This window comes from Mesorhizobium sp. M0500 (genome assembly GCF_040321165.1).
In the GTDB taxonomy this organism is placed as follows: Bacteria; Pseudomonadota; Alphaproteobacteria; order Rhizobiales; family Rhizobiaceae; genus Mesorhizobium.
Genome location: NZ_JAMYRB010000015.1, coordinates 83026 through 106278 on the forward strand (window position 1 = coordinate 83026; position 23253 = coordinate 106278).

Here is a 23253-nt window from a genome sequence, read left to right on the forward strand (position 1 = left end):
AGCGGCAGTTTTGAAGCACGTCCTTGATAAAGACGCTCATATCACGGGGCAAGTCATGCCAGGCGGCTCGTTTTCGAAGTCCGCCAATCGAAGTCGGCCAATCCAATCGAAGTCGGCCAATCCAGTCGAAGTCGGGGAGTCGAAAAGCGATGGCGCAATCTTGGCTTTGCGTTGGCGGCCTGCTCTATAGTCTGCCGCAAAGCCTGAAATGGATGACAATAAGAATGGCGGAATATTCGGCCTTTTCGCTTCTCAAGAACGCGCTGACCGGAAACAAGGACTGGAGGCCGGCCTGGCGCAAGCCCGACCCGAAGGCGTCCTACGACGTGATCGTCATCGGCGGCGGCGGCCATGGCCTGTCGACCGCCTACTACCTAGCCAAGGAGCACGGCATCACCAATGTCGCGGTGCTGGAGAAGGGCTGGCTCGGTTCCGGCAATGTCGGCCGCAACACCACGGCGGTCCGTTCCAACTATCTCCTGCCGGCCAACACGCGCTTTTACGAGCATTCGATGAAGCTGTGGGAGAACCTGGCCCATGACCTCAACTACAACGTCATGTTCTCGCAGCGCGGCTGCCTGAACCTCGCCCACACACCTGCTCAGCTCGACGACTATGCCCGGCGCGGCAACGCCATGCGCCATCTCGGCGTTGACGCCGAACTGATGACCACGGCCGAAATCGCGCGCCTGGTGCCGGCGCTCGACGTCTCAGCCACCGCGCGTTTCCCGATCGTCGGCGGCCTGATGCAGCGGCGCGCCGGCACCGCCCGCCACGACGCCGTCGCCTGGGGCTATGCGCGCGGCGCAGATCGCCGCGGCGTCGACATCATCGAAAATTGCGAGGTCACCGGCTTCCTGCGCGACGGCGACCGCATCACCGGCGTCACGACAACGCGCGGCGAAATCCGCGCAAAAAAGGTAGCGGTCGCGGTTGCCGGCAGCACCGGGCGGGTCATGCGGCTTGCCGGCATCGAGACGATGCCGATCGAGAGCCACGTGCTGCAGGCCTTCGTCACGGAATCGCTAAAACCGTTCATCGATACGGTCCTGACCTTCGGCATGGGCCATTTCTACATGTCGCAATCGGACAAGGGCGGCCTTGTCTATGGCGGCGATCTCGACGGCTACAACAGCTACGCCCAACGCGGCAGCCTGCCGATCGTCGATGAGGTGATGAGCGAGATGCTGGCGCTGTTCCCTGGGCTGGCCCGTGTCCGCATGCTGCGCTCATGGGGCGGCGTCTGCGACATGTCGATGGACGGCTCGCCAATCATCACCACCGGTCCGCTGCCGGGCATGTATCTCAACTGCGGCTGGTGCTATGGCGGCTTCAAGGCGACGCCGGCTTCCGGCTGGTGCTTTGCCTGGACCATTGCCAAGGACGAGCCGCACGGTCTCAACTCGGCCTTCACGCTCGACCGCTTCTACCGTGGCCTGGTGATCGACGACAAGGGCCAGGGCGCCACGCCCCGGCTGCATTAGGTTAGAGATCCATGCTCATCACCTGCCCCTATTGCGGCCCGCGCGACGTGATCGAATTCACCTATCAGGGCGACGGCAATCGCCAGCGCCCACAGCCCGCCTCGCAGAACCTCGACGCCTGGAACGCCTATGTCTACGACCGGCTTAATCCAGCCGGCGACCACAATGAGATCTGGCAGCATTCCGGCGGCTGCCGCGCCCATCTCAGGGTCGTGCGCAACACGCTGACGCACGAGATCTCCAGCACCGCGTTCGCGCGCGGCGACCACAACTCGGTTGCGCGGCACCGGGCCGAGGACAAGCCATGAGCCCGCGCCGTACAGAGGCCGGGGGCCGCATCGACCGGCTGCGGACCATCCGTTTCACCTTCGACGACGCGCCTTATACCGGCCATGCCGGCGACACGCTGGCTTCGGCGCTGCTGGCCAACGGCATCACCCTGTTTGGGCGTTCGTTCAAATATCACCGCCCGCGCGGCGTGCTGACCGCCAGCGTCGAGGAACCGAACGCGCTGGTCACAGTGTTGAGGGGCGAGGTTCGCGAGCCGAACATCCCCGCCACAATGGTCGAGATTTATGACGGGCTGGCCGCGATCAGCCAGAACCGCTTCCCTTCGCTTGCCTGGGACGTCAGTGCCGTGAACCAGCTCGGCGGCAAGCTTTTGTCGGCCGGCTTCTACTACAAGACCTTCATGGGACCGGTGATCGGTCCGCTGAAGGGCACTCGCTTCTGGATGTTCTGTGAGCATTTCATCCGCCGTGCCGCCGGCCTGGGCAAGGCAGGCACGGCTCCCGATACGGCGCGCTACGAACGCATGAACGCGTTTTGCGATGTGCTGGTAGTCGGCTCCGGCCCGGCGGGGCTGATGGCCGCCAGGGCGGCTGCCGATCAGGGTGCACGCGTCATCCTGGCCGAGCTCGAGCCGCATTTCGGCGGCTCGGCCAATTGGTCGGGCGAGACGATCGATGGCATGCCGGCCGCCGACTGGGCAGCGCGCGCCGCTGGCCAGCTCGAAGGCCGTGACAATATCCGCCTGCTGCCGCGCACCACCGTCTGGGGCTATTATGACGGCAACACGCTTGCCGCGCTCGAACGTGTCACCGACCACAAGGAAACGCCCGGCAAGGGCGAATCGCGCCATCGCTACTGGACGATCCGCGCCAGGTCGGTGGTGCTGGCCACCGGATCCCTGGAGCGTCCGCTGGTCTTTCCAGGCAATGATCGGCCAGGCGTAATGCTGGCGCATGCTGCCGAGCGTTATGCCATTGAATATGGCGTGCTGCCCGGCGACAGGATCGGGCTGTTCACCAACAATGACAGCGCCTATCGCGCGGCCCTGGCGCTGAAGAAGGCCGGCGCCGTGGTCGTCGCCATCATCGACGTGCGCCCTGAGCTTTCGAGCGAAATGCGCAAGCTGGCCGGCGAGACCGAGGCCGAGATCCTTTCTGGCCACGCGGTGATCGCCACCGAGGGCGGCAAGGCGCTTTCCGGCTTCAAGGTGCAGCGCTTCGACATGGTCAACGGCGCGCTTTCCGGCGATGCGCGCAGCATCCACGCCGATTGCCTATTGATGTCGGGCGGCTGGTCGCCGACCATTCATCTGGCCAGCCAGGCCGGAGCCAAAGCGGAATGGAACGAAGCATTGCAAGCGTTCCTGCCGCCCAAGCCGACGACACAGCAATGGATCGGCGCCGGCGCCTTCACCGGCAGTTTCTCCACCGCCGAGGCGATCGCCGAAGGTCGCGCCGCCGGTCTTTCCGCTGCGGGCGCAACCGCCACGCCGGCGGCCTTGCCTGCCGTCGAAGCAGCACCTGGCGATCCCGATCCGGCGCCGGTGTTCGAGATCAAGGCCGAAGGAAAAAGCTTCGTCGACTTCCAGCATGACGTGACGGCGGATGACGTGCGGCTGGCGCATCGCGAAGGCTTCGTCTCGGTCGAGCATCTGAAGCGCTACACCACGCTCGGCATGGCAACCGACCAGGGCAAGAGCTCCAACATACCCGGCCTGGCCATAATGGCCGAGGCGCTGGGCAAGCCGATCCCGCAGGTCGGCACGACGCGCTTTCGCCCGCCCTTTTCGGCGGTGTCGATCGGCTCGCTAGCCGCCGAACGCTTCGGCGATCTGAAGCCCGAGCGGCTGACGCCGATGCATGACTGGCACGTCGCCAACGGCGCCACCATGTATTCCGCCGGCCTGTGGTATCGGCCGATGATCTACGGCCATCCCGGCGAGACGATCGAGCAGGCCTATGTCCGCGAAGCGAGAGGCACGCGCGAGAGCGCCGGCATCGTCGATGTCTCGACACTGGGCAAGATCGCGGTGCAAGGCCCCGACGCGGCGGAATTCCTCGACCGCCTATACACCAACATGTTTTCGACGCTGGCCGTCGGCAAGGCGCGCTACGGGCTGATGCTGCGCGAGGACGGTCTCGCCTTTGACGACGGCACCACGTGGCGCCTCGGCGAGCAGGATTTCCTGATGACCACCACCACCGCCAATGCCGGCAAGGTGATGCAGCATCTGGAATATTTCCTCGACGTGATCTGGCCGGCGCTGAAGGTCCACGTCACCTCGGTGACCGACCAATGGGCCGGTGCCGCCATCGGCGGGCCGAAGGCAAGGCAGATACTGGCTGCTTGCGTCAGCGGCACTGCCGTCGACAATGCCGCCCTGCCCTTCATGGGCATCGTCCACGGCGAAATCGCCGGCGTGCCGGTGATGATCTGCCGGCTGTCCTTCTCCGGCGAAATGGCCTTCGAGGTCTATTCCGGCGCCGGCTACGGCACCCATGTCTGGGAGGCGCTGATCGAAGCCGGCAAGCCGTTCGGGCTGGTGACCTACGGGCTGGAGGCGCTGGGCACCATGCGCATCGAGAAAGGCCACGTCACCGGTGCCGAGATCGACGGCCGTACCACGGCACGCGACCTGCATCTCGACTGGATGCTGTCGAAGAAGAAGCCGTTCATCGGTTCGGCGATGATGGACCGCGAGGGGCTGATCGCGCCCGACCGCCTGGAACTCGTCGGTATTGTTTCGCTCGACAACCAGCCGCTCAATGGCGGCGCACACATCGTCGAGGAGCTTGACGAAGCCAATCCGCACGGCTCGCTTGGCCACATCACCGCTTGCTGCTATTCGCCGGCGCTGGGTAAATATATCGCGCTTGCCCTGGTCAAGGGCGGCAAGGCGCGGCGCGGCACGCGCGCTTATGTCTCCGACCCGCTGCGCAACCGGTTCGGGCCGGTCGAGATCGTCTCCAACCATTTCTTCGATCCGGACGGGAGCCGCATGCATGGTTGAACGCCAATCGCCGCTTGAGCCGGTGCTGCATCCGGGCTCGCATGGCAATTTCGAGCATGGTGTCGAAATCATCCTCTCCGAAACCAGGCCGGGTTCGATCCTGCAGCTCGCCGCCTGGCCCGGCGAGGAGAAGAAGTTGATGGCCGGCATCCATGCGGTCACCGGCCTGGCTTTGCCCGACGGCGCCGGTGGCGGTGTGACGAACGGCGCCAGGTCGGTGTTCGGCTTTGCGCCGGGAAAGTTCACTGTGGTCGATGAAGCCGAGGGATTGGCGCCGGCCTTTGCCAGTGTCGTCACTTCGGCCATCGGTACGGTGACCGACCTTTCGCACGGCCGCACCGCGATCCGTATCGCCGGGCCGAAGGCCGAGTGGGTGCTGGCGAAATTCTTCGCCATCGACTTCGCGCTGCCGGCCTTCCCGATCGGCGCCGGCCGCTCGACCATGCATCACGACATCTTCGCGCAGATCCAGCGCACCGGCGCCGATCAGTTCGACATCTATGTGTTCCGCTCGTTTGCCCGCTCGTTCTGGAAAGCGCTCTGCCATGCGAGCGAGGAAGTCGGCTACGAAGTGCAGTAGAGCCGGACGGCGCTTCACGTCACTCCGCGAACGTCACCCACTCTTCCAGCGGCGCGCGGTCGGTGCGGAAGGCATTTTCGGGCTTGGACGTATCCTCGTGGCCGAGCGCCATGCCGCAGACGATGATCTCCTCGTCGGGAATGTTGAGCACCGGCCTGATCTGCCGGTGATAGGGCGCGAAGGCGGCTTGCGGACAGGTGTGCAGGCTCCTGCCCCGCGCGGCGACCATGATGTTTTGCAGGAACATGCCGTAGTCGATCCACGACCCCTTGTTCAGCCGCCGGTCGACGGTGAAGATCATGCCGACCGGCGCGTCGAAGAAGACGAAGTTGCGGTCGTGCTGCGCACGCATCCTGTCGACCTCGCGCCGGCCGATGCCGAGCACGCCGTAGAGGCCGAAACCGTTGGCCCGCCGTCGCGTCAGATAGGGTTCGAAGAACTGGTCGGGATAGTAGCGATACTCGTCCCACTCGGCCTTTTCGGCGCGGATGCCCGAGCTGAGGATGGCGTCGGTGATGCGCTGCTTGACCTCGCCCTTGGTCACATAGACTTTCCAGGGTTGCATATTGGTGCCTGAGGGCGCGCGCGCGGCAACGGCGAGAATATCGCGGATGATCTCGTCGTCGACCATATCGGGCAAGAAGGCGCGTACCGACCGCCGCGAGGTGATCGCGTCATCGACGATCGCCGCCGCAATCCGGGAGTTGTTTTCCAGCATGGGCCGTCCTTTTGCGTATGATCCCGAACCGATTTTCCGGAAGGATCATGCGCCGACTAGAAGTGATGGAGCATCCTTGCGCGTCTTTTTGAACGCCCGATAGCCTACCCGCCTCGACCGGACGCCCCACTCGCCGCTCGTGCGCCGAGCCTTTGCCCGAACCGTCAAAATGGCGCAAGTAAATCTTGTGGTTGCGTGAAAATCCTCTTGATTTTTTCATGAACCCGCCATCAAATGAAATTTGCTGAGAATTTTTCACCAAGACAGGGATGGCTTTGCCCTCAACCGCCGCCAGATCGGAACAGGACAGCGGCGAACGGCTGCTGGCCGGCGACATTCGCGCGTTGCGCAAGGCGCGCGGCTTGACGCTTGCTGAAATCGCACTGAAGCTCGGCCGTTCCGTCGGCTGGGTCAGCCAGGTCGAGCGCGGTCTGTCGGTCCCGTCGCTCGGCGATCTCAGGGCCTTCGCCGAATTGTTCGGCGTGCCGGTCAGCCTGTTCTTCAGCCATGACGTGCCTGTCGAGACCGAGCGCGGCGTGGTCGTGCGCGCCGGCAACCGGCGCACGCTTGGCACAAGCGATTCCGGCCTGGTGGAGGAGCTTCTGTCGCCCGATCTCGGCGGTAGCTTCGAGATGCTGCGTTCGGTCTTCGCTCCGGGTGCCGAGATGAAGGCCGAGGCGCGCCGGCCGACCGAGGAAGCCGGCTACGTCGCTTCGGGCAGTTTCGACATCGAAATTGCTGGCATCTGGCACCGGCTTGGCGAAGGCGACTCCTTCCGCTTCGACGGCAAGCCGTTCCGATGGCGCAATCCTGGAGCCGAGCCGGCTGTCGTCATCTGGGTGGTTTCGCCGCCTGTCTATTGAACGAATGCATGTCGCCCAAAAGTGCGTGGCGGTTTTGGGACAACGACATGCATCAAAACAAATAGTCGGAGAAGAACATGGCCGGTTTGCCGACCACGGCACGCGTTGTGATCATCGGAGGTGGTGCCGTCGGCGCCTCCTCGCTCTACCATCTCGCCAAGGCGGGCTGGACCGACTGCGTGCTTCTGGAGAAGAACGAGCTGACCTCCGGCTCGACCTGGCATGCCGCCGGCAACGTGCCGACTTTCTCCTCGTCATGGTCGCTGATGAACATGCAGCGTTATTCGACCGAGCTCTATCGCCGGCTGGCCGACGAGGTCCGCTATCCCATGAACTACCACGTCACCGGCTCGCTCAGGCTGGCCCATAGCGCGGAGCGCATGCAGGAATTCCAGCGCGCCAAGGGCATGGGCCGCTACCAGGGCATGGATATCGACGTGGTCGGGCTCGACGAGATTAAGCGCCGTTACCCCTTCATCGAGACGCATGAGCTGAAAGGCGCGCTCTACGATCCGAATGATGGCGATATCGACCCCGCGCAGCTGACCCAGGCACTGGCCAAGGGCGCGCGCGACATGGGCGCGAAGATCATCCGCTTCTGTCCGGTCACCGGCGTGAGCCGAGACAATCACGAGTGGGTGGTCGAGACGGCGCAAGGCGAGATCCGCTGCGAGATCGTCGTCAACGCCGCCGGCTACCGCGCCGCCGAAGTCGGCAGGATGTTCGGCCGCGAGGTGCCGATGATGGTGATGAGCCATCAATATATCCTGTTCGAGGAAATCCCCGAACTGGCGGCGTGGTCGAAGGAACAGGGCAAGAAGCTGCCGCTGCTGCGCGACGTCGATACGTCCTATTATCTGCGCCAGGAAAAGAACGGCATGAATCTCGGCCCCTATGAGCGCAATTGCCGCGCCCACTGGGTCGGCCACAACGACCCGATGCCCGACGACTTTTCCTTCCAGCTGTTTCCCGACGATCTCGATCGGCTGGAACATTACCTGGCCGATGCTGTCGCCCGCGTGCCGATCCTCGGCACCGCCGGCCTTTCAAAGGTCATCAACGGGCCGATCCCCTATGCGCCGGACGGCAACCCTCTGATCGGGCCGATGCCCGGCGTGCCCAACGCCTTCGAGGCCTGCGTCTTCACCTTCGGCATCGCCCAGGGCGGCGGCGCCGGCAAGGTGCTGGCCGAGTGGGTGACCGAAGGCCAGACCGAATGGGACATGTGGTCCTGCGATCCACGCCGTTTCACCGCCTTTGCCTCGGCCCCGGATTATTGCGTCGCCAAGGGCATGGAGATCTACGGCAACGAATATGCCATCCAGTTCCCGCGCCATGCCTGGCCGGCCGGGCGCGACCGCAAGCTGTCGCCGCTCCACGACCGCATCAAGGCACTCGGCGCCCGGTTCGATGCTTATAATGGCTGGGAACGCGCCACCTGGTATACGAACGCAGGCGACGACATCTCCGAAGAATCCACGCTGACCTTCCGCCGCGACGGGCCGTGGCAGCATCGTGTGCGCGAGGAATGCCTCGCCGTCCGCGATGCCGCCGGCATTCTGGACCTGCCGGGGTTCTCCCGTTTCAATCTCGACGGTCCGGGTGCCGCCGAATGGCTGAGCCTCCAGGTGACCGGCCTGGTGCCGAAACCCGGCCGCATCGGCCTCGTCTATTTTGCCGACGACAAGGGCCGCATCGTCACCGAAATGTCGGTGGTCCGCCACGACGAGAACCTGATGACGCTGATCACCGCCGCTGTGGCTCAGTGGCATGATTTCGAATGGCTGAAGTCGCGCATCCCGAAGGACGCCACATTCAAGCTGATCGACAGGACGGAGGAATACTCCACCCAGATCCTCGCCGGCCCCAACTCGCGAAAAATCCTCGCCGAACTCTGCGCAGCCGACCTCACCCTGCCCTGGCTGACGCATCAGGAAACCAGTATCGCCGGACGTTGGGCAAAGCTGGTGCGCGTGTCCTTCGCCGGCGAGCTCGGCTGGGAAATCCACAGCAAGGTCGACGATACCGCAGCCATCTTCGACGCCGTCTGGGCGGCCGGGAAGAGGCATAGACTAAAACCGTTCGGCATGTACGCGCTGGATTCGCTGCGGCTCGAAAAAGGCTACCGTACCTGGAAGGGCGACCTGTCGACCGACTACTCGATCCTGCAGGGCGGGCTGGAGCGATTCGTCAGATGGGATAAGCCCGACTTCCGCGGCAAGACGGCGCTGCAAAACGAGAAGCAGCAGGGCATCAAGAAGCGCTTCGTCACGCTGGTTGTCGAAAACCCCGGCGACTGCGATGCGCCCACCATGTCGACGCTGTGGCATGACGGCCGGATCGTCGGCGAGACGACATCCGGCGGCTGGGGTCATCGCATCGACAGGTCGATCGCGCTCGGCATGCTGCGCGCCGACCTCACCGAGCCGGGAACCGCGGTCGAGATCGAGATCTTCGGCGAACGTTTTCGGGCGGTCGTGCAGAAGGATGAGCCGTTATGGGATCCAAAGAACGAGAGGCTCAGAGCATGAAGAAAGTGATCCTCACCGATGGCGGCATGGGCCAGGAGCTGGTCCGCCGTAGCAGTTCCGAGCCGACGCCGCTGTGGTCGGCCAGGGTGCTGATCGACGAACCGGATCTGGTGCGCGACCTGCATGCGGAATTCATCCGCGCCGGCGCCCGCGTCATCACCATCAACACCTATTCAGCCACGCCGGAGCGGCTGGCACGCGAAGGCGCGGAAGAGCTGTTCAAGCCGCTGCAGAAGCGCGGCATCGAACTGGCAAGGCAAGCCCGCGACCAGGCCGGCGACGCGGCGATCGCCGGCTGCCTGTCGCCGCTGTTCGGCAGCTATGCGCCGGCGCTGACGATATCCTTCCAGGATACGCTCGACATCTATCGCCGTATCGTTGCCGAGCAGGCGGACGGCGTCGATCTGTTTCTGTGCGAAACCATGGCGTCGGCCGAAGAGGCGCGCGCCGCCGTCACCGCGGCGTCGGAAAGCGGCAAGCCCCTATGGGTGTCGTGGACGCTTGCCGACCACGGCACGCCGCGCCTGCGCAGCGGCGAAGCCATTGCGGCGGCGTCGGGCGCTCTTGCCGGCCTGCCCGTCGCGGCCCGGCTGATCAATTGCTGCCGGCCCGAAGCGATCGCTGCAGCGCTGCCCGAACTGATCGCTCTCGGCGGTCCGGTCGGCGCTTATGCCAACGGCTTCACCTCGATTGAGGCGCTCAAGCATGGCGGTACCGTGGAAGTGCTGCACGCCCGCCACGACCTTGATCCGGATGCCTATGCCGGCCAGGCGGTCGGTTGGGTCGAGGCCGGCGCCGGCATCGTCGGCGGCTGCTGCGAAGTCGGACCGGCCCACATCGCCGCGCTGCGCGACCGGCTCGAACAGGCCGGTTATGAAATTTCGGGAGCAGCATAATGCCCAGGCCATCATCGCGCATTTCCGGCATCGTGCCTTCGGGCAAGGATGGCTGGGAGGTTCATTCCGCTGCCTGGGCGCGCAAGCAGGCCGGCGAGGACATCATCATGCTGTCGGTCGGCGACCACGATTTCGACACGCCGAGCGAGACGATCGAAGCCTGCGTGACGGCGGTTCGCGCCAGCAATCACCACTACACGCCGCTTGCCGGCGTTCCACGCCTGCGCAAGGCGATGGCGGCGGCCTCGATGCGGTGCACCGGCGTTGCGACAAATCCCGACCAGGTCATCGCCACGCCGGGCGGGCAGGCCGCGCTTTACGCGGCCATTCAAGCGGTTCTCGACCAGGGCGACCATGCTATCGTCGTCGCGCCGTATTACGCCACCTATCCCAACACCTTCAGTGCGGCGGGCGCCGAGTTCAGCGTCGTCGAGACCCCCGCCGAGGATGGCTTTCAGCCGCGCGCCGCCGACATTCGCGCCGCCCTTCGGCCGAACACCCGCGCCATCCTGATCAACACGCCCAACAACCCCACGGGCGCCGTCTATTCGCGAGAGCGCCTGGAGGATCTGGCGCAGATCTGCCGCGAGCATGACCTATGGCTGCTGTCGGACGAGGTCTACTGGACGCTGGGCGGCGGCGAGCACGTCTCACCACGCTCGCTGCCCGGCATGGCGGAACGCACGCTGGTCATCAATTCGATGTCGAAGAGCCACGGCATGACCGGCTGGCGCATGGGCTGGCTGACCGGGCCCGAGGAGATGGTCTCGCTGCTGACCGACCTCAATCTGGTGATGACCTACGGCCTACCGGCCTTCATCAGCCTCGCCTGCGCTGAGGCGCTCGAAAATGGTTACGGCGTCAAGGAGATCGCCGAGCGCTATGCCGCAAGGCGCGCCGTCGTCCTCGATGCCATGCGCGGTATGAACAACATCACCGTGCGCGGCTCCGAAGGCGGCATGTACGTCATGCTCGACATATCGGCGATCGAGCCGGACGACGAAAAATTCGCCTGGGCTTTCCTCGACCAGGAGAAGGTCGGCGTCATGCCCGGCTCGAGCTTCGGCGAGGCTGCAGCCGGCCACATCCGCTTCAGCCTCTGCCAGCCTGAGCCGGTGCTGATGGAGGCTGCCACACGCCTGCGCCGCTTCGCCTCCTTCTATCGCTGTGAGGCCGCATGAGCGCCTCGCCCACCAAAACCATTCCGACCAAGGCCATTCCTCCCAAAGCGAGGGCGGTCATCATCGGCGGCGGCGTCTCCGGCTGCTCGGTCGCCTATCATCTGGCCAAGCTCGGCTGGACCGACATCGTCCTGCTCGAGCGCAAGCAGCTGACCTCGGGCACGACATGGCACGCCGCCGGCCTGATCGGCCAATTGCGCGGCTCGCAGAACATGACGCGGCTGGCGAAGTACTCGGCCGACCTCTACGTCAAGCTGGAGGCCGAGACCGATGTCGGCACCGGCATGCGCCAGGTCGGCTCGATCACGGTGGCGCTGACCGAGGAGCGCAAGCACGAGATCTATCGGCAGGCATCTCTCGCCCGCGCCTTCGATGTCGATGTGCGCGAGATTTCGCCCAACGAAGTCAAGCAGATGTACCCGCATCTCAATGTTTCCGATGTGGTCGGCGCCGTGCATCTGCCGCTCGACGGTCAGTGCGACCCGGCCAATATCGCCATGGCGTTGGCCAAGGGCGCGCGCCAGCGCGGTGCAACGATCGTCGAGAACGTGAAGGTCACCAAGGTTCATACCAAAAATGGCCGGGTCACCGGCGTCTCCTGGGCGCAGGGCGACGAGCAAGGCGCGATCGAAGCCGATATCGTCGTCAACTGCGCCGGCATGTGGGCACGCGAGCTTGGCGCCCGGAACGGCGTCACCATCCCGCTGCACGCCTGCGAACATTTCTATCTCGTTACCGAACCGATCCCCGGGCTTTCCCGCTTGCCGGTGCTGCGCGTGCCGGACGAGTGCGCCTACTACAAGGAAGATGCCGGCAAAATGATGCTCGGCGCTTTCGAGCCGGTGGCCAAGCCCTGGGGCATGAACGGCATAAGCGAGGAGTTCTGCTTCGACCAGTTGCCGCAGGATATGGATCATTTCGAGCCGATCCTGGAAATGGGCGTCAACCGCATGCCGATGCTGGCCACCGCCGGCATCCACACCTTCTTCAACGGCCCCGAGAGTTTTACCCCCGACGATCGCTATTATCTCGGCGAGGCGCCGGAGCTTTCCGGCTACTGGATGGCGACCGGCTACAATTCGATCGGCATCGTCTCCTCCGGCGGCGCCGGCATGGCGCTGGCGCAATGGATCAATGACGGCGAGGCGCCTTTCGACCTCTGGGAGGTCGACATCCGCCGCGCCCAGCCGTTCCAGAAGAACCGCCGCTATCTCAAAGAGCGCGTCTCCGAAACGCTCGGCCTGCTCTACGCCGATCATTTCCCCTACCGCCAGATGGCGACCTCGCGGAACATAAGGCGCTCGCCGCTGCACGAACATCTGAAGGCGCGCGGCGCCGTGTTCGGCGAGGTCGCCGGCTGGGAGCGCGCCAACTGGTTTGCGCGGGAGGGCCAGGAGCGCGAATACCGCTATTCCTGGAAACGGCAGAACTGGTTCGATAACCAGCGCGAGGAGCATCTGGCGGTCCGAAACGGCGTCGGCCTGTTCGACATGACCTCGTTCGGCAAGATCCGCGTCGAGGGCCGCGACGCCTGCGCTTTCCTGCAAAGGCTCTGCGCCAACGACATCGACGTGGCGCCGGGCAAGATCGTCTACACCCAGATGCTCAACCAGCGCGGCGGCATCGAGAGCGACCTCACCGTCTCGCGATTGTCCGAAACCGCCTTCTTCCTCGTCGTGCCCGGCGCCACGCTGCAACGCGACCTGGCCTGGCTGAGAAAACACCTTGCCGACGAGTTCGTCGTCATCACCGATGTGACGGCGGCCGAAGCCGTGCTTTGCCTGATGGGCCCGGATTCGAGAAAGCTGATCCAAAAGCTGAGCCCGAACGATTTCTCCAACGAGAACAACCCGTTCGGGACGTTTCAGGAGATCGAAATCGGCATGGGGCTGGCCCGCGCCCACCGCGTCACCTATGTCGGCGAGCTCGGTTGGGAGCTTTACGTCTCGACCGATCAGGCCGCCCATGTCTTCGAGGCGATCGCGGAAGCCGGCACCGACGCCGGCCTGAAGCTCTGCGGCCTGCACACGCTGGACTCCTGCCGCATCGAAAAGGCCTTCAGGCATTTTGGCCACGACATCACCGACGAAGACAATGTGCTGGAGGCCGGCCTCGGCTTCGCGGTGAAGACCGCCAAGGGCAACTTCATCGGCCGCGATGCCGTGCTGAGGAAGAAAGAAAGCGGATTGAACCGGCGGCTGGTGCAGTTCCGTCTGAAAGACACGCAACCCTTGCTCTTCCACAATGAGGCGATCCTGCGCGACGGCAAGATCGTCGGCCCGATCACCTCGGGCAATTACGGCCATCATCTCGGCGGCGCCGTCGGGCTGGGTTACGTGCCTTGCAAGGGCGAGAGCGAGGCGGATGTGCTGTCGTCGTCCTACGAGATCGAGATCGCCGGCGAGCGCTTTGCCGCCGAGGCCTCGCTCAAGCCGATGTACGATCCAAAATCGGAACGGGTGCGGATGTAACTCTTTTCCTTCTCCCCTTCTTGTGGAAGAAGGTGGCCGAGCGAAGCTCGGTCGGATGAGGGGTGTTGGAAGGATCGCTACCTCAACGGATTAGCGTTTAGCGCTCCCGTCCCAATCTTCCCACGCCGCGTTTCTGCCAGCACCCCTCATCCGGCTCGGCGCTACGCGCCGATCCACCTTCTCCCACAAGGGGAGAAGGAAAAGTCCCCTCCCGCGTCAGAACGCGTCCATCCTGGCCGCGACCTTCGCGATGAACCTCGTCCGCGTCTCGTCCGTCGACAGGTTCATCGAGTAATGCGCGAGATAGGAGACCGACCCGCCAGGCTTGATGGTGGCGCGCAGCACCCGATTGACCAGCTTGCGCGGCGGGTCGCCCATCAGCATGGCGCGGAACCGGCTGCCGCCATAGGTGGTGACCGCCGCGACCTTGTGAATGTTGTGCAGCGACGGCTGCACCTTGCCGTTGACCAGCTTGAACGACACGCCGGGCAGGAAGACGCGATCGAAAAAGCCTTTCAAAATGGCCGGATAGCCGAAGTTCCACACCGGAAACGACAGCACCAGCGCCTCGGCCCGCAGTAAGCGCTCGACATAGGCTGACGCCGGATCGCCGTCGCTGCGTTCGTCGTGGTAGGACAGCCGTTCGGCCCGCGTCAGCCTGGGATCGAAACCCTCCGCATAGAGATCGCAGTCGTCGACGACATGGCCGGCGGCCTTCAGCCGCTCGATGATCGTCCGGTGCAGATCGGCGTTGAAGCTGGTCTCCACAGGATGAGCGTAGAGGACGAAGACGTTCACAGGAGAACATCTCGCAAGTCGGCACCAAGCACCCCCCTCTGCCCTGCCGGGCATCTCCCCCCCAAGTGGGGAGATCGGCTGTCAGTATCGCTTTCGCCAGTTGACGACGTTGGAAGATGGTCGAGACGATGGAACTGCCAATCTCCCCCCTTGAGGAGATGGCCGGCAGGCCAGAGGGGGGTACAGCGCCACTCGCCCGTCATCGTCTCAACCCGCCTTCTCCAGCCCCTTGAACAGGAACGACTTGCCGGAGCGATAATCATAGTCCGGGTTTTCCCAGGCGATCATCTTGCCTGGATTGAGCAGCCCTTGCGGGTCGGTTTCGCGCTTGAAGGCGAGCTGCACCTCGTCGGTGCGCTTCATGCCGCCTTCTTCCAGCGTGTAGCGGTGCGGGTTGAAGATCCAGCAGCCATTGTCCTCGTGGATGCGGATGATCTCGTCGAGCCGCTCCGCCGTGGTGAAGCGGACCAGCGGCAGCCCGGCGATGCCGATGGCGCCGTCGAAGCGGATGAACTCGAGATGCGCCGGCACCTCGTCGCCGAAGCGGTCGACCATCGCCTTGACGTGGCCGAGGTGGTCCGGCGACGGATAGCGGGTCTGCAGATAGGTGATCGTCGGATCGACCCGGATGGCACGCAGCGTCGTGTGGTTCCAGGTCAGCTCATAGGCCGGCGGCAGCCCTTTGAGATCGGCCTCCTTGTCGGCGCGAAAGACGATCTCGCCCTTGCTGCGCGCCGTGAAGGCGAGGAAGGCATCCATCGCATGCGGCGCGATCATCAAGACGACGATGCTTTGGCCGCGCCGGAAAAACCGCTGGTGGCGCTTGAAGTAATCGTAGGGGATGGGTGCTGCGATCGGCGTGATCAGTTTCGCCAATATGCCGTCCTGGATGGCGAGATCGTTGCCGAAGCCAGCCGCATCCATGAAATCGTCGAAGCCGACGATGACGTCGATCCAGTCATAGCTGGCGGTCAGAGGCATCTCGACTTCGGTGATGATGCCGTTGGTGCCGTAGGCGTGCATCACCTTCAGCACGTCCTCGCCGGTGAGCTCCATGACCCGCGGCTCAGCCTCCATCGTCACGGTCCTCAGCCGGATGACGTTGCCGAGGTCGCGCAGTCCGCCCCAGCGGATCGAACCGATGCCGCCGGAGCCGCCGGCGACGAAGCCGCCGATCGATGCGGTGTTGTAGGTCGACGGCGACATGCGGAGCTCCTGGCCGGAATGCGCCCGCGTCGCTCTGTCGATGTCGGCGAGCACGGCGCCGGGGCCGGTGACGACACGGCCCGGCGCGATCATCTTGACCGCGTTCATCTCGGCGAGATTGAGCACCACGCCGCCGGACAGTGGCATCGCCTGCCCGTAATTGCCGGTGCCACTGCCGCGCGGCGTCACCGGGACGCCGTGCCGGTGGCAGGCGGCGAGAATGCGGACGACCTCGTCTTCGGTTTTCGGCGTCACGATCAGGTCACCGGTGACGTGCTCGAGCTGCTGCTTCAGCACCGGGCTGTACCAGTAGAAGTCGCGGCTCTTCTGCTGGACGATGGCCGGATGGTCATCGACCTTGAGGCCGTCCAGGTCGCGCTTGAGCGCCGCAATATCCATCATTCCACCATCAGATCATCGAGTTCGGCATAATCGGGCAGCTGGCGCTCGATCGCATGCCCGTCGCGCACGACGATGCGATCCGATTCGGGCCGCGACAGCAATTCCGTCCAGCTTCGCCCCCTGAAGACGACGAAATCGGCCGGCGCTCCGGCGGCAAGCGTGCCGAAATTATCGAGCCGCATCACCTTGGCCGGCGTTGCGGTGACAGCTTGCGGCCAGTCCGCGACGGGATGGTCGAGATGCAGGACGCGCGTCGCCATGCGATAGACCTCCAGCATGTCGAGATCGCCATAGGCGTAGAACGGGTCGCGCGTATTGTCGGAGGCGACGGCGACGGCAATGCCGCGCGCCTTCATCTCGTGCAGCAGCGTCACCCCGCGCCAGCGCGGCGTTGTCCTGTCGCCTCGCCGGTCCTGCAGATAGAGATTGCACATCGGCAGCGACACCACCGCCAAGCCGGCCTTGGCGACCTTATCCAGCGTGTCGAGCACGTCGAGGTCGGGCTGGCGTGCCAGCGAGCAGCAATGGCCGACCAGGATGTTCCCGTCAAAACCGTTCCAAAGGGCTGCTTCGGCGATTTTCTTCAGCGAGATCGCCGAGACATCGTCGGTCTCGTCGGCGTGGAAATCGAGGTCGAGGCCATGCTTGATCGCCTGCGCAAACACCTGGTCGAGCAGTTCTTCGAGATCCGGCACCATATAGGTGACGACGCCGAGGACACCCTTGGCGGCAGCCACCCGTTTGGCCAGCCTCTCGAACCATTTCCTGTCGCGCACGCCTTCGATGCCGAGCAGGCAGGCCGCCTGCAGCTCGATGCGGCCGCGCCATTTCTCCCGCATCGTCTCGAACACCGGCCAGGAGATCTCTTCCTGCGGCGCGACGCTGTCGAGATGCGTGCGCAGCGCCCTGGTGCCGTGCGCGTAGGCGCAGCGCAGCGAAAAATCCATGCGGCGGGCAACGTCGTCGGCGCTCCAGCGCGCCGCGCGGTCGGCGCCGGTGGCGTTCAAAGCGGCCATGAAGGTGCCGTCCGGGTTGGGCTTTCGGGGCCAGATATGGCCCTTGTCGATATGGGTGTGGCAGTCGACAAAGCACGGCAGCACGATGCGGCCGCCGAGATCGGTGGCGTCCGCCGGTGCGTTGGATCGATGCGCCGTAATCCCGGAGATCTTGCCATCGGCGACGGCAACGTCCGCGAGCGCAAATCCGTCGGCGCCAAAGGCAGCCGCAAGCCCCGGCGTCAGCGACGCGTGAAGCCGGACGTTGGAAAGATGGTAGGAACCAGAAGCTGGTATCAAGGCGGCGCTGCTCACCATCACCGCTCCTGCCTCAGCGCGCTCTCGTGCCAGCGCCGCAAAATGAGATGCGAAATCAGCGACAGCACCAGGAAGATCAGGATGCCGGTTAGCGAGATCAGGATCAGCGCCGCGAACAGTCTTGGTGCGTTGAGCCGGTAGCCGGCCTCGATGATGCGCGAGGCGAGGCCGGACGACTGGCCGGTGGCGCCGGCGACGAACTCGGCCACCACCGAGCCGATCAGCGACAGGCCGCCGGCGATCTTCAGCCCGCCGAGGAAATAAGGCATCGCCGCCGGCAGCCGCAGATAGCGCAATTGCTGCCAGCGGGTCGCGCCGTTGAGCTTGAACATGTCGCGCAAATTGCGATCGACGGAATTGAGGCCGAGCGTGGTGTTGGAGAGGATCGGAAAGAAGGCGACGATCCAGGCGCAAAGCAAAAGCTTCGTCGTCTGGTTGTCGACATAGATATTGATCAGCGGAAAGATCGCGACGATCGGCGTCACCTGCAGCACGATGGCGAACGGAAAGAACGACATCTCCACCCATTTCGACTGAGCGAACAGCACTGCCAGCCCGACACCGCCGACCACGGCGAGAAGCAGGCTCAAGAAGGTGATCCTGAGTGTCACCAGCAGCGAGGAGAACAGCAGCCCGGCATCGTCGTGCAGCGTCTGCAACACCACGCCGGGGCGCGGCAGGATGTATTTCGGAATGTCGTTCCAGACACAGACGCGGTCCCACAGCCAGATGGCCAGGATCATGATCGCCAGCGGCAGCAGCCATCTGCCGATGCGCTCGAAGCGCTCCTGGCGGACGCGGCGCGCCTCCTCCGGGTCGAGCGCCAGGACTGGTTCTTCAATGGCCGTCATGATGCGGTCCGGCAGTTGAGTTGATGGCGCCGATCAGCACGTCGGATGCCTGGCGGCAGAGCGCGGCATAGTCGGGCGAGGTGCGAAACGCCTCGTCGCGCGGATAGGATGCATCGACGGCAAGCTCGGCAAACACCCGGCCCGGCCGCGCCGCCATGACGACGATGCGGTTGGAGAGGAATACGCTTTCGAAGACGCTGTGGGTGACGAAAACGACGGTAAAACGCTCATCCTGCCATAGCTCGAGAAGGTCGTTGTTGAGCTTGAAGCGGGTGATCTCGTCGAGTGCGGCGAACGGCTCGTCCATCAACAGAATGCGCGGCTTGGTTACCATGGCGCGGGCGATAGAGACGCGCATCTTCATGCCGCCGGACAGTTCGCGCGGCACGGCATTCTCGAAGCCGGTCAGGTGAACCCGCGCCAGCATCTCCATCACCGCCGGCGCCGCCTTGGCACGCGACACGCCCTTCAGCCGCAGCGGCAGCCAGACATTGTCGAAGACGTCGGCCCAGGGCAGCAGCGTCGGCTCCTGGAAGACGAAGCCGATATTTGAACGGTCGCCGATAGTCGAACGCTCGAGGGCGCCGCTGCCGCGCCAGTCGAGCACGCCCGAGGTCGGCGTCGACAGGCCCGCAATCAGCCGCAGCGCCGTCGATTTGCCGCAGCCCGACGGCCCGAGCAGGCTGAGGAAATCGCCCTCCCGGATCGTCAGCTCGACATTGCTGAGCGCGGTGACGCCGTTGGAAAAAACCTTGCCGACGCCACGCAGCGCCAACAGCGTCGGCCCCGATACGCTTCCTGGCTGTTGCGCCACTTTCTCCAGCTTCACGGCCTACTTCTTCAGGTCGAGCCCGACGCTCTTGTTGACGAAGGCCAGCGTGTAGGCCTTCTTGATGTCGATGCCCGCCGGTGTGACCTTGGCCTTGACCATCTTGTCGTAAAAACTCTGGATGCGCGCATCGGTCATGGCGCCGATGCCGAGCTTTTCGCTGTCGCCGGAATCGACCACGCCGAACTTCTTCAGCTGCTCGATCGAGAAGGCGATCTGCTCATCCGTCATGTCCGGATTTTCCTTCTTGATCATCTCGTTGGCGGCCTTGTTGTCGCCGTAGAGATAATTGTACCAGCCCTTGGCCGAGCCATCGACGAAGCACTGGACCACCTCGGGCCGCTTGTCGACCGTCTCCTGCATGGTCTCGACCGTCGTTGCATATGTGTCCCAGCCATAGTCGGCCAGCAGGAACTGGTTCGGCGTGAAACCGCCCTGCTTCTGGACGGCGAATGGCTCCGAGGTGACGTAACCCTGCTGGATCGACTTCTTGTTGGCGATGAACGGCGCCGGGTTGAAGGTGTAGGGCGCGCGCTTGGCGGCGTCGAAGCCGAGGTCGGTGACCATCCACTGGAAGAAGGTCTGCGCACCTTCGTCGCCGAGGATGTACTGGTCGGCGTTCTTCAGGTCTTCCCATTTGTCCAGCCCCTGCCCGGGATGGGACATGATGACCTGCGGGTCCTTCTGGAAGTCGGCCGCCACGACGCGCATCGGTATGCCTTGCTGCACGGCATCGAAGGCCGACAGCAGATTGCCGCCCATGTAAAAATCGATCTTGCCGGCCAGCAGCAGCGGCCGGCCGCTGACCTGTGGGCCGCCCTGCATGATCGTCACGTCGATGCCGCAGGCGGCATAGGTGCCGTCCACCACGGCCTGGTAGTAGCCGCCATGCTCCGGCTCAGCCAGCCAGTTGGTGCCGAAGGTGACTTTTTCGTTCGCTGCCGCGGCAAGCGTGCCTGCGCCAAGCAGCACGATCACGCCCGCCGAAATCTTGAGTTTTCCGTACATCCACACCACCCTTTGTTCGCTCCGGCGCGTCACGCGCCGGGCTCGACACCATTGTTTCAAGAAGCAAGACACATGCCACCGGCGCGTTGCGCCGGGACCGCCCGCTTGTGCAATGCCCGCCTGAGCAATGGCGGCGCGAAGGCCGGACGGGTCATGCTGTACGAAAGGCATCGTGCCTATTTTTTGATCGCCTGTCCACAATCGCCCTCGTGACATGCACCGCCATCTTGATGCCCGCATCGATCCCGCTTTAGGCTGCCGTGAACGGAGATTGCCATGTTCAAATTTCTCACGCCGAAGTCGATCAAGCCGCCCTTCGCCCGCTACAGCCATGGCGTCGAACTGCCGCCCGGCAAGCGGCTGGTGCTGTGTTCGGGCCAGGTCGCAATCACCCCGGACGACCAGATCCCCGAGGAGGCCGGCGCACAGGCCGAGCTTTGTTTCCGGAACATATCGGCGATTCTCGGCGAGGCCGGGCTCGGCCTGTCCGACATCGTCCGCATCAACACCTACGTCACCGACCGCGCCTTCCTGCGCCCCTATATGGAGGTTCGCGACCGGCTGTTCGCCAGCCCGGCGCCGGCCTCGACGCTGATGATCGTGTCCGGTTTTGCCCGGCCGGAATTCAAGGTCGAGATCGAGGTCATTGCGGCGGGATGATCGACAGCCGATCGTTCCCGCGTTAGGTCTGGGCTTGTCGGTTCAAGAGGGCATGACATGACCGCTGAAAAAAAGCGCGTATGGTGGGGTGACTACCGGACCACCGAATACGCGACCGTCGATCCTGAGGCGACCATTGCCGTTCTGCCGCTGGCGGCGATTGAGCAGCACGGCCCGCATCTGCCGGTCTCGACCGACACCTCGATCATGAACGGCATGCTGGAAACGGTGATCGCGCGCCTGCCCGGCGATCTCGACATCCGCATCCTGCCGGTCCAGGCGGTAGGCAAGTCGAACGAGCATTTGCATGCGCCGGGCACCCTCACTTTGCCGGCGACGACCTTGGTCGAGGCGTGGACCGAACTTGGCCTGTCGGTCGCGCGCGCCGGCGTCCGAAAACTGATTGTCGTCAACTCGCATGGCGGCAATGAGGAGATCATGGGCATCGTCACCCGCGAATTGCGTGTGCGGGCAAAGATGCTGGCGGTAAAGACCAGCTGGCAGCGCTTTGGCCGGCCGGCCGGCATGTACACCGAGCTCGAAGACCGCCACGGCATCCATGGCGGCGACGTCGAGACCTCGCTGATGCTGCACTTCCGGCCCGACCTCGTCGATATGGGGAAGGCCGACAATTTCGTGTCCAAGGTCGCCCGCGCCGAAAAGGAATTTTCGCTGCTGCGCCACACCGGAACGCACGCCTTCGCCTGGATCGCCAGCGATCTCAACCCGAATGGCGTCGTCGGCGACGCCAGCATTGCCACCGCTGAAAAAGGCCGGCTCACCGCCGAGCATCAGGCCGACGGCTTCATCGGCCTGCTGAGGGACGTGGGCAAGGCAAAGCTGGCGGATTGGCTGGCGTAGGTGTTTGATCCCACCAACTCAGGCCTCGCTCACGAGGGGCGATTCCATTCGCGCGCGAGGATCCTCACTTCACCTCTTGAAGCGGCGACACCGTGTAGATTTCGTCCAGTATCTTCACCATCAAGGTGTTGGCGGTCGCCTGGCCGTGGAGCGCGAGAGTCAGGTTGGTCCATATGACCAGGGTGACGTCATTGGCCGGATCGTAGCCCATGAAGGACTGGTAACCGGGCATCTCGCCTTCGTGATAGTAGATTTCGTTAGGCCCGAAGGTCAGCGTTAGGATGCCATAGCCGTATTTTTGCATGGCGGGTTCGCCCGGCGCCGGCGCCTCAGGGCTTGCAAGCCACTGGCGCTGGAAGTCGGCATTGAAGAGCTTGCCCCCGACCAGCGCGCGCATCCAGGTAGCGAGGTCATCCGCGGTGGAGATGACTCCGCCAGCCGCAAAGTAGGCGGACGGGTTCTGCCATGTGTCGTCGTTGGGCTTGAGCGTTCCCGCCCTGGCCGCAGCCTGGAGGTCGTCCGGATAGGGCGCATCAGCCAGGGCGTACGAAGTACTGCCGTAGAGATAGCCGTTTGAGTATGGCTCGGGGATGGCGTTCGACGTGCTCGGCGGCAACGCCGTGTTCTTCATGCCGAGCGGCCCGAACAGGCGGTCCCGGAAGATGGTCGAGAGCGGCTTGCCGTCGATCTTCTCGGCAACAAGGCCGAGCAGATAGTAGTTGGTGTTGTTGTACTCGAATTCGGCACCCGGCGCGAAGTCCGGCGGCCGTTTGAACGCCATGCCGAGTACTTCATCAGCGGTCCATACCCTGTAAGGATACTTGTCCAGGCTTTCGGCAAGTTCCGGCGCATTGGTGAAGTTAGGGAGGCCGCTCCGCATTGTTATGAGCTGCCGAATGGTTATCTCGTCGCCGTTGGGAACGCGCTGGACGTATTTCGAGATCAGATCGGCGAAGCTCAGTTTCCCTTCCTGCACCAGTTGCACGATGACAGCGGCCGTCATCGTCTTGGTGTTCGAGGCCGCACGGAAGTGGGTATCGGCGCGCGGCGGGTTCGTGGCACCCAGTTCAGTCGTACCGTAGCCGAAGACGAGGTTGCCCCGCGGAGTCTTGAGCAAAACCATGGCACCGGGCAGCATAAGTTCCTTGGCCAAACCCTCGACAGTGGCTTGGAGCGCTGCCAGGTCGATCGACTTGAGAGCCGGCATGGACGCGGCCATGGCGCTGCCTGTCGCGCAGACCACGCCAACAACGATGGCCAAAATTCTCCCGATCATCATTCGCCCCTTGGCCGTGTCCTA

Annotated in this window: 19 protein-coding genes; 11 read left to right on the top strand and 8 right to left on the bottom strand. The window is 64.1% G+C overall.

Annotation, left to right across the window (positions count from 1 at the left end; genetic code table 11):
• Nucleotides 1-224: 224 nt before the first annotated feature.
• From NKI70_RS23415 to NKI70_RS23430, 4 genes are read left to right on the top strand one after another with little or no spacing between them, the layout of a single operon-like run.
• Nucleotides 225-1484 (top strand): sarcosine oxidase subunit beta, encoded by a 1260-nt coding sequence (locus NKI70_RS23415; protein ID WP_352568999.1) that lies wholly within the window; start codon nucleotides 225-227, stop codon nucleotides 1482-1484.
• An 11-nt stretch (nucleotides 1485-1495) separates the two neighbouring features.
• On the top strand, nucleotides 1496-1792 hold the full coding sequence (locus NKI70_RS23420; RefSeq protein ID WP_023676536.1) for a sarcosine oxidase subunit delta: 297 nt from the start codon (nucleotides 1496-1498) through the stop codon (nucleotides 1790-1792).
• Nucleotides 1789-4785, top strand: a complete 2997-nt coding sequence (locus NKI70_RS23425) for a sarcosine oxidase subunit alpha (RefSeq protein WP_352568958.1) — start codon at nucleotides 1789-1791, stop codon at nucleotides 4783-4785. Before NKI70_RS23420 ends, NKI70_RS23425 begins: the two co-directional genes overlap by 4 nt.
• Nucleotides 4778-5365, top strand: a complete 588-nt coding sequence (locus NKI70_RS23430) for a sarcosine oxidase subunit gamma (protein WP_023676538.1) — start codon at nucleotides 4778-4780, stop codon at nucleotides 5363-5365. The genes NKI70_RS23425 and NKI70_RS23430 overlap by 8 nt, the downstream gene beginning before the upstream one ends.
• Before the next feature lie 19 nt (nucleotides 5366-5384).
• On the opposite strand, the gene NKI70_RS23435 is transcribed toward NKI70_RS23430, so the two are convergent.
• Entirely contained in the window at nucleotides 5385-6083 is a 699-nt protein-coding gene (locus NKI70_RS23435) for a nitroreductase (protein ID WP_352623286.1), read from the bottom strand.
• Nucleotides 6084-6352: 269 nt separating this feature from the next.
• Between NKI70_RS23435 and NKI70_RS23440 the strand changes: the two genes are divergently transcribed.
• The 5 genes from NKI70_RS23440 to NKI70_RS23460 all read left to right on the top strand — a co-directional run bounded on the left by NKI70_RS23440 (nucleotide 6353) and on the right by NKI70_RS23460 (nucleotide 14025).
• Complete coding sequence (locus NKI70_RS23440) at nucleotides 6353-6946, top strand: helix-turn-helix domain-containing protein (protein WP_031211731.1); 594 nt, start codon at nucleotides 6353-6355, stop codon at nucleotides 6944-6946.
• A gap of 77 nt (nucleotides 6947-7023) precedes the next feature.
• Entirely contained in the window at nucleotides 7024-9477 is a 2454-nt protein-coding gene (locus tag NKI70_RS23445; RefSeq protein ID WP_352568960.1) for a GcvT family protein, read from the top strand.
• Entirely contained in the window at nucleotides 9474-10373 is a 900-nt protein-coding gene (locus NKI70_RS23450) for a homocysteine S-methyltransferase family protein (protein ID WP_023676541.1), read from the top strand. The genes NKI70_RS23445 and NKI70_RS23450 overlap by 4 nt, the downstream gene beginning before the upstream one ends.
• The gene (locus tag NKI70_RS23455; RefSeq protein WP_352724938.1) at nucleotides 10373-11554 is read left to right on the top strand and encodes a pyridoxal phosphate-dependent aminotransferase; all 1182 of its coding nucleotides are present in this window, start codon (nucleotides 10373-10375) and stop codon (nucleotides 11552-11554) included. Before NKI70_RS23450 ends, NKI70_RS23455 begins: the two co-directional genes overlap by 1 nt.
• Nucleotides 11551-14025, top strand: coding sequence for a GcvT family protein (locus NKI70_RS23460; RefSeq protein WP_352724939.1), 2475 nt, complete (start codon nucleotides 11551-11553; stop codon nucleotides 14023-14025). The genes NKI70_RS23455 and NKI70_RS23460 overlap by 4 nt, the downstream gene beginning before the upstream one ends.
• 216 nt (nucleotides 14026-14241) lie before the next feature.
• On the opposite strand, the gene NKI70_RS23465 is transcribed toward NKI70_RS23460, so the two are convergent.
• The 6 genes from NKI70_RS23465 to NKI70_RS23490 form a co-directional block, all read right to left on the bottom strand.
• Entirely contained in the window at nucleotides 14242-14823 is a 582-nt protein-coding gene (locus NKI70_RS23465; RefSeq protein ID WP_352587613.1) for an NAD(P)H-dependent oxidoreductase, read from the bottom strand.
• Between the two features lie 207 nt (nucleotides 14824-15030).
• The gene (locus NKI70_RS23470; RefSeq protein WP_352617684.1) at nucleotides 15031-16428 is read right to left on the bottom strand and encodes an FAD-binding oxidoreductase; all 1398 of its coding nucleotides are present in this window, start codon (nucleotides 16426-16428) and stop codon (nucleotides 15031-15033) included.
• Nucleotides 16428-17726 (bottom strand): cytosine deaminase, encoded by a 1299-nt coding sequence (locus NKI70_RS23475; protein ID WP_023676546.1) that lies wholly within the window; start codon nucleotides 17724-17726, stop codon nucleotides 16428-16430. Before NKI70_RS23475 ends, NKI70_RS23470 begins: the two co-directional genes overlap by 1 nt.
• 17 nt (nucleotides 17727-17743) lie before the next feature.
• The gene (locus NKI70_RS23480) at nucleotides 17744-18595 is read right to left on the bottom strand and encodes an ABC transporter permease (protein WP_352644799.1); all 852 of its coding nucleotides are present in this window, start codon (nucleotides 18593-18595) and stop codon (nucleotides 17744-17746) included.
• Complete coding sequence (locus tag NKI70_RS23485) at nucleotides 18582-19424, bottom strand: ABC transporter ATP-binding protein (RefSeq protein ID WP_352617546.1); 843 nt, start codon at nucleotides 19422-19424, stop codon at nucleotides 18582-18584. Before NKI70_RS23485 ends, NKI70_RS23480 begins: the two co-directional genes overlap by 14 nt.
• A gap of 3 nt (nucleotides 19425-19427) precedes the next feature.
• Nucleotides 19428-20432: an ABC transporter substrate-binding protein gene (locus NKI70_RS23490; RefSeq protein WP_352692730.1), complete on the bottom strand. Its 1005-nt coding sequence runs from the start codon at nucleotides 20430-20432 to the stop codon at nucleotides 19428-19430.
• Nucleotides 20433-20708: 276 nt separating this feature from the next.
• Between NKI70_RS23490 and NKI70_RS23495 the strand changes: the two genes are divergently transcribed.
• Together NKI70_RS23495 and NKI70_RS23500 are read left to right on the top strand one after the other, a co-directional pair.
• A complete protein-coding gene (locus tag NKI70_RS23495) occupies nucleotides 20709-21092 on the top strand; it encodes a RidA family protein (RefSeq protein WP_352617542.1) in 384 nt (127 codons plus the stop codon).
• Nucleotides 21093-21149: 57 nt separating this feature from the next.
• Entirely contained in the window at nucleotides 21150-21953 is an 804-nt protein-coding gene (locus tag NKI70_RS23500; RefSeq protein WP_352724940.1) for a creatininase family protein, read from the top strand.
• A gap of 64 nt (nucleotides 21954-22017) precedes the next feature.
• Here the strand turns inward: NKI70_RS23500 and NKI70_RS23505 are convergent, their stop codons facing one another.
• Nucleotides 22018-23232 (bottom strand): serine hydrolase domain-containing protein, encoded by a 1215-nt coding sequence (locus NKI70_RS23505; RefSeq protein WP_352724941.1) that lies wholly within the window; start codon nucleotides 23230-23232, stop codon nucleotides 22018-22020.
• Between the last annotated feature and the right edge of the window lie 21 nt (nucleotides 23233-23253).

What these genes read in the sequence shown, in the direction of transcription:
- NKI70_RS23415 (WP_352568999.1), top strand. Translation starts at nt 225, where the DNA reads ATGGCGGAATATTCGGCCTTTTCGCTTCTCAAGAACGCGCTGACCGGA.
- NKI70_RS23420 (WP_023676536.1), top strand. Translation starts at nt 1,496, where the DNA reads ATGCTCATCACCTGCCCCTATTGCGGCCCGCGCGACGTGATCGAATTC.
- NKI70_RS23425 (WP_352568958.1), top strand. Translation starts at nt 1,789, where the DNA reads ATGAGCCCGCGCCGTACAGAGGCCGGGGGCCGCATCGACCGGCTGCGG.
- NKI70_RS23430 (WP_023676538.1), top strand. Translation starts at nt 4,778, where the DNA reads ATGGTTGAACGCCAATCGCCGCTTGAGCCGGTGCTGCATCCGGGCTCG.
- NKI70_RS23435 (WP_352623286.1), bottom strand. Translation starts at nt 6,083, where the DNA reads ATGCTGGAAAACAACTCCCGGATTGCGGCGGCGATCGTCGATGACGCG.
- NKI70_RS23440 (WP_031211731.1), top strand. Translation starts at nt 6,353, where the DNA reads ATGGCTTTGCCCTCAACCGCCGCCAGATCGGAACAGGACAGCGGCGAA.
- NKI70_RS23445 (WP_352568960.1), top strand. Translation starts at nt 7,024, where the DNA reads ATGGCCGGTTTGCCGACCACGGCACGCGTTGTGATCATCGGAGGTGGT.
- NKI70_RS23450 (WP_023676541.1), top strand. Translation starts at nt 9,474, where the DNA reads ATGAAGAAAGTGATCCTCACCGATGGCGGCATGGGCCAGGAGCTGGTC.
- NKI70_RS23455 (WP_352724938.1), top strand. Translation starts at nt 10,373, where the DNA reads ATGCCCAGGCCATCATCGCGCATTTCCGGCATCGTGCCTTCGGGCAAG.
- NKI70_RS23460 (WP_352724939.1), top strand. Translation starts at nt 11,551, where the DNA reads ATGAGCGCCTCGCCCACCAAAACCATTCCGACCAAGGCCATTCCTCCC.
- NKI70_RS23470 (WP_352617684.1), bottom strand. Translation starts at nt 16,428, where the DNA reads ATGGATATTGCGGCGCTCAAGCGCGACCTGGACGGCCTCAAGGTCGAT.
- NKI70_RS23480 (WP_352644799.1), bottom strand. Translation starts at nt 18,595, where the DNA reads ATGACGGCCATTGAAGAACCAGTCCTGGCGCTCGACCCGGAGGAGGCG.
- NKI70_RS23490 (WP_352692730.1), bottom strand. Translation starts at nt 20,432, where the DNA reads ATGTACGGAAAACTCAAGATTTCGGCGGGCGTGATCGTGCTGCTTGGC.
- NKI70_RS23495 (WP_352617542.1), top strand. Translation starts at nt 20,709, where the DNA reads ATGTTCAAATTTCTCACGCCGAAGTCGATCAAGCCGCCCTTCGCCCGC.
- NKI70_RS23500 (WP_352724940.1), top strand. Translation starts at nt 21,150, where the DNA reads ATGACCGCTGAAAAAAAGCGCGTATGGTGGGGTGACTACCGGACCACC.
- NKI70_RS23505 (WP_352724941.1), bottom strand. Translation starts at nt 23,232, where the DNA reads ATGATGATCGGGAGAATTTTGGCCATCGTTGTTGGCGTGGTCTGCGCG.